Origin of the sequence: Coprococcus intestinihominis (assembly GCF_040096555.1) — a bacterium.
Taxonomy (GTDB): domain Bacteria; phylum Bacillota; class Clostridia; order Lachnospirales; family Lachnospiraceae; genus Coprococcus_A; species Coprococcus_A intestinihominis.
In genome coordinates this window covers 1-9,707 of sequence record NZ_JBBMEK010000114.1, presented here as the reverse complement: position 1 = coordinate 9,707, position 9,707 = coordinate 1, and the positions used below count along the sequence as shown (strand labels likewise).

Sequence of the window (9,707 nt, the reverse complement as noted above, 5' to 3'; positions counted from 1 at the left end):
GAGATCAGTCACGCACTCCTTCATCAGAAAACCCTTCAGATCAAGTGTTTTCATGATTTTGAATTATTCGATGGAGTATCACAATATGAATATGAAGCGAATTGCTTTGCCACTGATTATCTTCTGGAGGATGAAGATGTCCTGGAGATGCTTAACGCTGATATGTCCTTTTTCCAGGCTGCAGCTGAACTGAAAGTTCCACCGGAACTTCTTGATTTCAAATTCCGAATGATGAAACGTAGCGGCGTTCAGATTGTAGATTCTACGATTAATTCCAACAGTGACTTTTTAAAAGATATCCCTACTTCTGGAATAATAGAAAATTACTAAATATGCTATTTTTGAAAAAGGAGATTTTGGAAAATGAGCAACTTAAATAAACATAGAATAGATTTTGGAAAAGGGGATGTAGGCATTGGTGTCATCGGTAACACTACAGATTCCGCACAACTGGCATTTTATAATCAGAGTGCACGTCCCATCCATATACTCAAGAATCCAGATCAGAATCCTGGGTTCGAACCCATGGAATTTAAAGAAGAACCTTTTATCATGAGCTTCTCCAATCCTGAAAGCATTGATGCAGTTATTTCAATTTTACAACGTGCCAAATATATTAATTTCACTTCCAAAAACGAACCGCAAAAAACAGAATAGATGAATGATGTATCTTATAAAGAATGGCTGTCTTTTCTCCAATGAGCAGGCAGCCATTTCTCATGTAATTCTTTAATACAACTTTCTTAGGTGCCATCATTCGGAGTTCCTCGACTGGGATTCCGTTGGCATGGTATCGGCTCATGATCAGATTTAATGTACCTGAGCCAATCTTGTAACGTTCCATAACGGACCTGGTCTGGCATCCATTCAAACGCATCTGGATGGAGCCGATAATCGTGTTGTAGTCTTGCATAGTTATGCCTCCTGCTACCTTAAATGATGTAGCTCTTATGCTAGTAACATAACACTTCTCTCTATCTGCATACCCTTGTTGATTAATCAGCCTTTGTCATTGCTTAAATAGTTTCTTAGCACATCTCCCTAAATAAAAAAGAATCGTCCCTATAATTACTTTGACGTAACAACAATCCCCTTTTCTTTCATGCATGTATCTCTCTATTTCATATACCGATTCTCTTCTTGGTTGATTTCCCCATACCGGCAACTTTCTCTTTTTGCAGTTCATCTAATTTTTCATTGCCTAATCTTTACATTGACTAAAAGACTTTTTAATGATGTACTACTTCTGCTATTCTACATCTCAAAGTCAATCTCGTATACGAAGAGGAACTACAGGTAGACAGTATGATTTCTTCCGGCCAGTCACAGGTCGCATTGTATTCCAAAGCATATACTTCTGCTCTCATGGATACGCTTTCACATGCTACGATTTCCAACTGCAGAGTTTTCTCCGGCAGATACAGGTATGCAATCCCAAATTCTTTCCGAAATGCGTTGTCCTGATATTTTTTCAGATTACTGAACATACTGCCGTCTTTCATATTGTGCCCGTATATGATCACACGTTGCTCTGTAAAATCTGCACGATTCCGATAATCTAAAAAGATACTTCCTGCCTTATTTGCTTCTTTTCGGAACGTATGATGCAGATAATACTCGTTATCGTCTCCCTGTACTACCGGATAATCCACACCAATCCCTGGAATCTGTATCCAGGCAACAATATCCTCATTGATTTTGCGAAGCTCCGCAAAATCAATCGTCTTCTCTTCTGCTTTACTTTCTGCCGGATCATCCTGCTGCCCGTTCGGTTCTTCTTCTGTGTATTCCTTGAGTTCCTCATACTCTTTCTGTCCGTCATAATATTCCTTTCCTATTTCCACAAGGTTCATGGCTGCAATTCCAAAAACCACAATGCAGAGCACCAAAATAATTTTTTCTCCAATATGTCGCATATTCTTTCCTCCAATAAAAAAAGAGATTGCCATCTCGAATTCCAAGTGACAATCTCCATCATTACATGTTACATTCTACAATTATTATATTCTATCTTTTCCGTCTTCGGATACGGATTACTATAAAGAAAGCTCCGAGTAAGGCAACACTCATAATTACAACCGGAATCCATGCTCTTGTATCGTCCCCTGTCTTCGGTGCATCCGGCGGCGGAGTTCCTGGTTTTCTAGTATTTTCAACCTCTTCTGTTACTTCAATGATTTTGGTTTCATCATCCTGATATTCAAATACCACTTCCACCTCTTCTGTATTCGCTTCATAGCCTTCTAACGGTTTCGTTTCCACAAGAACATATACAATCGGTTCTACATATTTGCCCTCTTCATAAACTGCAATCGGCAGTTCTTCACTCTTTGCAGTTCCATCCTCGCCGGTCACCAGTGTTCCAACTACTTCCCCAGTAGCTTTATTGCGGAGCTCAAATTCTACGCCTGCAAGCGGTGCTTTATTTTCCGCATCTGTCTTCTGAATCAGGAGCTGACCGGATGGACGTTCATCTTTCATCTCTACTTTCTGAATTTCCCCTGTTTCTTCGACAACGAAAGGAACATCGGATACAACAAGATATCCTTCCGGGGCTGCCTCTTCATGCAGGATGTATTCGCCCGGTTCTAACGCATACACTTTATGCGGTTCTTTTGTGGAAACCCATTCTTCCACTATTTCCCCGTCCTTATCAAGGATTTGAAGTTTTGCCCCTTCCACTTCCTTTTCATCTGTGATGTCAGTTTTTGTGATTTCTACAACTGTCGGCTGATTTTGAATCTCTTTTGCAAGGGAAATCACCTCCAGCTCCGGATTCTGATAGGTTGCGTCAAAGGACCATGTTTCTTCTGTCTTCAGATACCCCGGTGCTGCTTCCAACTCTTTCACCATATATTTTCCATGCGGAAGGTCAATGTCAAATCGGAGGGTTCCATCTTCTGCCGATTCTGCTTTCGCAAGAAATTCTCCTGCCTTTACAATCACTTCCCCTGTGAGGTCTAAAATATCTTCCTCTGCATACAGCCCAAATACGGCACCCTGTACCGGTTCTTTCGTTTCCTTAGATTGTTTGGTAAGGGCAAGTTCTATTTTCTGGCGTTTATTTTCAAGTTCCATAGAAACATAATCTACCGCTACTTCCTGTCCCTGATACTTAATTTCAAATTCTTTTGCTCCAGGGTCCAGAACAAAATGATGATTTCCAACATCCGTCTCCTTCAGGTAATAGGAACCAACCGGCAGATTGTGAAGTGATACAGTTCCCTCTTTTCCGGTCACAAGTTTTGCAACAAGTCCATCTTTTTCATACAACACTTTGCGGTTACCAGCTTCATCTTTCTGTCCATCTGGTGTATAAATCGTTTCTTTTGCATAAACTTCAAAGGTTATACCCTCTGCTCCCTTCTTCTCATATTGGAACATATAGCCGCTGTCTTCTTCTATGACTTCCTCTTTGCCGAAAAATTCACTGATAGAATTTATTGTGCCTGCGATGCCATTTTTCATTTTTGTAAGAAGGGATTCTTCCACATTCTTAGCACCCACAATATCTTCCCCTGTTTTCTTGATGGTCAGACTTCCTACCGCTTCATCGTTTTGCTGGCGTACTACGACAATATATTTTCCGGTTTCTTCCTCTACTTCATAAGCTGTTTCGGAATTCACAGTGATCGTAATGAAATCGCGTTTTTCATCTTCATAAGCGCCTGTCTGTGACAACTGGTTTAATGGAATATCGCTCTCTCCGTCTTTCAACGCCATTTCATACCCTGGCTGTACATATAAATCAGGAGCTTTTACTTCTTCTATGCGGTAAGTTCCCATCTTTAGCTGCTCTGGTGTCATAAGATAACCTTCGTCATTCGTTTCAAATACATCCAGTTCCTTTTCTTCCGGATAGCGCACCTTCATTGTCACATATTCTTTCTTTTTCACATCATAGATTTTATATTGTGCGTGATTATTTAATACCGGAAGATGTGTCTGTGCATCTTCCTTGATAATCTTAAGGAAAAACTGGATCGGTCTATCATCAAAAATACGCCATGGCTGCGGTTCCCTGCTATCTTCGGTAATTGTTACAAGGAATGGATTGATGGTCTGGAGATTTTCTGGAGTTGTAGATTCAAAAACCACATATTTTCCATATGGAAGTTCTGGAGAACGTACAAATCCTTTCTTATCCGTAAACAGCTCTTCCACCGAAACTTTCTTACCATTCTCGTAATAATGTGCCGTTTCATCTTCTGAATAGTCATAGCCGATAAAATCCTCTGCTTTGAAAGCATTTCCTTCCGATGGTTTCAAGCTTCCATCTTTCACACCTTTTAAATCCTGAATAAGGAATACCTTAAATCCGGCTCCTTCCAACAACTCCGTCTCTGTCTGGTTTCCATCCTCGGAAATCTTAATTAATTCAAAAGCCTGTTTTTTTACCGTTTCTTTTACCGTTACATTCCGGTGTACAATAGCAACCTCCTGTCCTTCATAGCCAACTTCTACCTGATATGCTGTTTCATCCAGCAGGTATCCTTCTCCCGGCGAAATTTCTTTTACATAATAATTCCCCAGATACAGATTCGTAAAATCAACTTTTCCATCTTTGATCACACCCTGCGCAACCAAATCATCCTTTTTATGGACGTCTTCCGACTTCCCATTCGGATGTTTGATGTCCTCTGCTGCATACAGTCCATATACAGCGCCATCCAGATTAGCATCTCCCTGGCTGATATATTCTTCCGCATCTTTGTCTATCTTGAAGACATGGACTTCCCCACGCACTTCTTTATTGGAAAATGTGTGTGTAAATTCGTAAGTATACATTGTGTCGTTCTCATACTCAAACAGGAAGTCATAACGGTCCGTACTCATATAATAAAATTCCGGTGCCTGAATCTCTTTCAGATAGTAACGGAAATTAATCGGAATATCCGCTTGGAACGCTGCCACTCCGTCTTTATCAGATGTAACGCTCTCGATTAAGGTATCTTTCTTCACAACAACGACTCCGGCTGCATTGGCAATGTCTTCCCCTGCATACAGTCCAAATACAGCGCCCTCTAAAGTCACCTTGTCATTTTCAGACTGTTTCACTGCCTGCACCTTTACTCCCGGTCTGGCATTCACATAAGCAGCTTCCTCCTGCACCAGTTCTACCGTCTGTCCGGCATAAGAAAGGGTGACAAATTGTGTACGATCTGCCTCAGTCTTTCCAATGGTAAGATCTGCCGGAGCTTTCTGTTCCACAATCTTATACTTTCCTAAGTGCAGCTCCTTACTTGTGATGCTTCCGTCTGCCTTTGTCGTCAGCTTGTCCACCAGCTCGCCAGACTGATAGATTGGTGTCTTCTGATCCTGGCTTACAATGTTTTCTGCTGCGTAGATAAAATAACTTGCCTCTCCAAACGGTGCAGACTGATACTGGAACGTAAGATGCCCTTCTTTTCCGGATACGGAAGAAAGCACCTCACCGCTCTTTCGGATTGTGATTTTTCCTTTCTGCTCCTCATTTGTCACCGTTTGGCTCTGGGTTTTCCCTGCCTCCAGTTTCACATTGAAAGATGAAGTATTCAGCTTATATCCCTGGGGAACGGAAATCTCTTTTAAATATACCGTATCCTGTGTCTTCGGGATCTCTACCTGTGTTTCCCCTTTTTCATTGGTTGCCGGCATCTTGGTAATCAGTTTGGTACACTCTTTGTCACTGTAAATTCCAAAGACCGCACCGGCAAGGGCTGTGTTGGTCACATTATCCTTTTTCATGACCTTGACTTTTGCATAATCCATCCATTTTACCTGAAAGCTGACAGAATCACTTTCCTCTTCAAAGAATGTGCCATAGCCAATATCCTGCGTGGTTCCTCCCGTAGAAACAACTAAGGTTTTCCACTGTGTTCCCATCTGTCCTGCTAGGGAACCTGAATTCCAAGTTCCGGTTACTGTCATCGGGGCACTGAAATAGAACTTTGTACCGCCGGAAATTTTCACACTGCCTGTTTTCGTGGTATCACCGCTATGATAAGTCACATTCTCCGGCAGATTCAGCGCAATATAGTTTCTGTGATCGCCTTTTAAGTGAAATTCTTTTGTACGCTGCTCCCCATTGCTTTCATATGCGGCAGCCGAAGTCGGAGAAAGATCGATTGCAGCTTTTGGAGGTGCCTCCAAACCATTTAAATACTGGATGTAATCCCATAATCCTGACGACTGGATGTTTTCAAATGTACAGCCATAAAAACCGTCTGTTCCGCAATATGCATAGGATGCCGCAATGTGTGTGAAAATATATTTCAGTTTCCAGTCAAACCCCGGCATATAACTGTCTGTAATATCTCCCGGTCCTCCATATCCATAATAGAGGACTTTCTGTAAAGCCAGATTGCTTTCAAATATGTTTGCGACATAATCACTGGATGGCGGTGAAGTCTTTGCCGATTCCAGACAATATGCTACATGCCCATTTACCGTAAAATAGGTTGTAGAATAATTCCCCAAACTAGATGGATACGGAAGTCTTTCCCCCACTACCAGATTGGCGTTGATCGACCTGTTTTTTGCCATGCTTTCCGGCACAACTGATAAAAAAGCAGCATTATCCGGAGATACATCCAGTTTCAAATGCTCTGTGTTTTCCGGTACCTCCGGCACCTCTGTCAGGACGGGTTCCGGCTCAGGATCACTTTCCTCCGTATCCTCTTTGTTCCCTTTCTGTCCATGATCTGCCCCTTTGCTCTCAGCCTCACGAGGCTTAACTACGATCTTACGTGTCACTTCATAACTATCACCTTTTTCCGGTGTAATCAGATAGGTACTCAGGTAAGTGCCCGGACGGTCCGCAAAAAATCCTTGTCCGTCTTCACTGACAACATCTTTCAATACAGCCTTTTCGCCCTTTTTCAAAGAAAGACCTGTAAAATCTTTTTCGATTTCAAATGTTTCTCCCTGCTCAATCGTCAGGGTTTCGGCGGTGATCTGTTCCTCTCCCTCATCGCCTTTTTCCTCCTTTGTTACATTTGTCTCTGATTCTGCTATTCTGCCTTTTGATGCCGCAAATACAGCATTCCCAGACGGAATAAGTGCAGAACAGGATAAAAGAAAAGCCAGCGTTCCCGCCAGCCATCTGTGTTTTCTATGTTTCAATTGCAACGCTCCTTTCCTGTTGGTTTTTGAGTGTGATTGTGTATTCTTATTTCCCCGAATCTTATGTAGGGCGTTCCCGTATGTGCATATGCTTCATCTCCTTTCCTCTGGCTCATAAATCAGGCCATAAAAAAACGGAACTGCACTCTTACAGTTCCGCTTTTTTATCACCTGATTGTTTTGGGACGTATCATGAATCTGCCAGTTTTACTTTGCATCGTTTCATATAACACGCAATCCCATATTTTAAAATTTTATCCACTCCGTTCTCCCGGAGTTCTTCATCATATTTCTTTTCCTCTATCTGCTGTAGTGCCTGTTCACAAGCCTGATCAAGATTTCCGTCATTGGCATACTTAACTTCGATAAGAATAACCGTTTCACTGTTTTCAGTTTCAACGAGAATATCGCTGTATCCTTCGCCACTTTCCTGATTGGACGATACGTACCATTCTTCCTTCACGCCCAGGATTCCAAGCAGTATCCCATGATAAAAGTTCTCCTTGCTTGCTTTTCTCACAAACGTATCCCGGATACTGATGGTCTTTTTCAGGTAGCTTTCAAAAATGTCTCCTACCTTCGTTTCCTCACCGTTTTTCAGGGCATCACAGAATCGGCTTAATGTATCGCCGTCCTTTGCAACGCTCTCTTTAAAGTATTCCATGATCTGTGTTTCAAAAATATCCCGGATTTCCAGATTCGGTATCGCAAGTTTATACCGTTTTGCATCAACCCTTCCACGCTGTGTTAAATATCCCGTCATAAACAACAGGCTCCAGACGTTCTCTAACGACTGATACATTTCCGGATAGACAAGCTCCTGATGAATCTCTTTTATGATTTCCTCTCCGGCAAGCAGAGTTTCAATCTCACGCTTGGTTTTAAAATTACCGGACATTTGAATGAATTTCTTGACGGCATCATTACTGCTGGTGTTGATCCAATAATTTTCCGGAAAAGAATCCGCATGGTCTTTTAATTTATCACAGTAATTCAATACATCCCAGGGGCAGTACACTTCCACGCTGCCAAACTGATACCCGTCATACCAGTTCTTTACTTCTTCATAATGATCCTCGATTTCATAATACTTCAGCATTTCTCTTACTTCCGTATCTGTAAAACCGAAATATTCATCATACCGTTCATCTGTAATGGACAATACTTTCAGGTTATTAAGCCCCGTAAAGATACTTTCTTTTGAAATACGCATGCATCCTGTCATCACTGCAAATTTCAAGCTGTCATTCGTTTTCAATGCCTGTTCCAATAAACTACGGATTAAAAAGATCATCTGATCATAATACCCGTTTTCAAATGCTTTTGCTAATGGAACATCATACTCATCAATCAAAAGAACTACTTTTGTTCCATAATGTTTCTCCAATAATTCCGATAATATTTTCAATCCACCGCAAAATGCAGCCTCACTCATATTATTATTCAAAAGTTCCTTATATTCTAACTTGTCATAATCACTTAAGGCATCACTCCCCAAAAGAAACTGAACATTACGGGCTACTTTTTTCATGATTCGAACTGCAAAATCAAATGCATCCTCATAAGTGGCGGCATTGATTCCTTTCAGGGAAATGGAAATAACCGGATATTTCCCCATATACTCTTTACACAATTTTGTATCTTTTGAAATTTCCAATCCCTCAAAGATACTTTGGTCTCTCTCTATGGAAAAAAAGTGTTCCAACATACTCATATTTAAGGTTTTCCCAAAGCGTCTTGGTCTGGTAAAAAGATTCACCATTCCACCGTTACGGATCAGTTCTGAAATCAGCCCCGTCTTATCCACATAATAATAGTTATCGTTAATAATCTGCTCAAAATTTTCCAATCCCACCGGAAGGCGTTTTTTTTCTTTAACCATATCATTCACACTCCTTCTCTATTAGTTATATTATAACAAAGATACGCCCAAAAACCTATACCTAACTTTTTTCATAATTCCCGTAATTCCCAGTCGTCAATGCCTTTGTAATTCTCCTCCCAGTAACCTTCGTCATCTGTATCCCAAACCGCACGCTTACAGATCAAACCCAGTTTTTCACAAATCTCATAGAGTTTCAGACATCCTTTCCGGATATGATCCCGTTTTTCTCTCTTCTTCGGACATTCATGACTGCTGCCCTCACAGTCTGCACAGGCTTCGCTGTAAGCGCGATCACAATGAAGACGTATACATTTGTCCATATCATTTGCTTCAATGACTACTTTTACTCCATGAGCTTTTAACCGGTTCAGCGCCAGTTCCAATTCTTTATAAGCGGACACACCCGGATTTCCGAGATAAGGATGTCCGGTTCTCTGGTAAGCTGCTTCTGCTTTCAAAACACCTTCCGTCACGTAAATCACCGGACTGTTCAGGACACCGGAAAAACTTACCGGACTTCCAGGAGAACATCCCTTTTCCATCTTCGCACTGCTGAGCCATACATATTTCCGTTTCTGATAAGGTACATCCAAACGGATCTGGAACGCAATGAGCAGTCCCTCATCACTCCACACCGGACAGAGATAGCCGTTATTCTTCTGATAAAAGGCAATTTCCCAGTCACCATGATAATTCATGAAAAAACCGGGCACGCCCT

At 41.5% G+C, this 9,707-nt stretch carries 6 protein-coding genes and 1 pseudogene; 2 read left to right on the top strand and 5 right to left on the bottom strand.

Annotated features, from left to right (window positions below; all coding sequences use genetic code 11):
• Together WMO25_RS09925 and WMO25_RS09920 are read left to right on the top strand one after the other, a co-directional pair.
• Positions 1-330: ImmA/IrrE family metallo-endopeptidase (locus WMO25_RS09925; RefSeq protein ID WP_349085165.1), on the top strand; the 330-nt coding region annotated here is incomplete at its 5' end.
• A 33-nt stretch (positions 331-363) separates the two neighbouring features.
• A complete protein-coding gene (locus WMO25_RS09920) occupies positions 364-657 on the top strand; it encodes a hypothetical protein (RefSeq protein WP_349085164.1) in 294 nt (97 codons plus the stop codon).
• Here WMO25_RS09920 and WMO25_RS09915 read toward each other — a convergent pair.
• The 5 genes and pseudogenes from WMO25_RS09915 to WMO25_RS09895 all read right to left on the bottom strand — a co-directional run.
• A complete protein-coding gene (locus WMO25_RS09915; protein ID WP_055303582.1) occupies positions 623-913 on the bottom strand; it encodes a hypothetical protein in 291 nt (96 codons plus the stop codon). The genes WMO25_RS09920 and WMO25_RS09915 overlap by 35 nt on opposite strands.
• A 316-nt stretch (positions 914-1,229) precedes the next feature.
• Entirely contained in the window at positions 1,230-1,916 is a 687-nt protein-coding gene (gene srtB, locus WMO25_RS09910) for a class B sortase (RefSeq protein WP_349085163.1), read from the bottom strand.
• A 91-nt stretch (positions 1,917-2,007) separates the two neighbouring features.
• The gene (locus WMO25_RS09905) at positions 2,008-7,104 is read right to left on the bottom strand and encodes a SpaA isopeptide-forming pilin-related protein (protein WP_349085162.1); all 5,097 of its coding nucleotides are present in this window, start codon (positions 7,102-7,104) and stop codon (positions 2,008-2,010) included.
• A 190-nt stretch (positions 7,105-7,294) separates the two neighbouring features.
• Positions 7,295-8,986, bottom strand: coding sequence for an AAA family ATPase (locus WMO25_RS09900; RefSeq protein ID WP_117500907.1), 1,692 nt, complete (start codon positions 8,984-8,986; stop codon positions 7,295-7,297).
• A gap of 71 nt (positions 8,987-9,057) precedes the next feature.
• Positions 9,058-9,707: pseudogene (locus tag WMO25_RS09895) on the bottom strand (hypothetical protein); the annotation flags it as partial.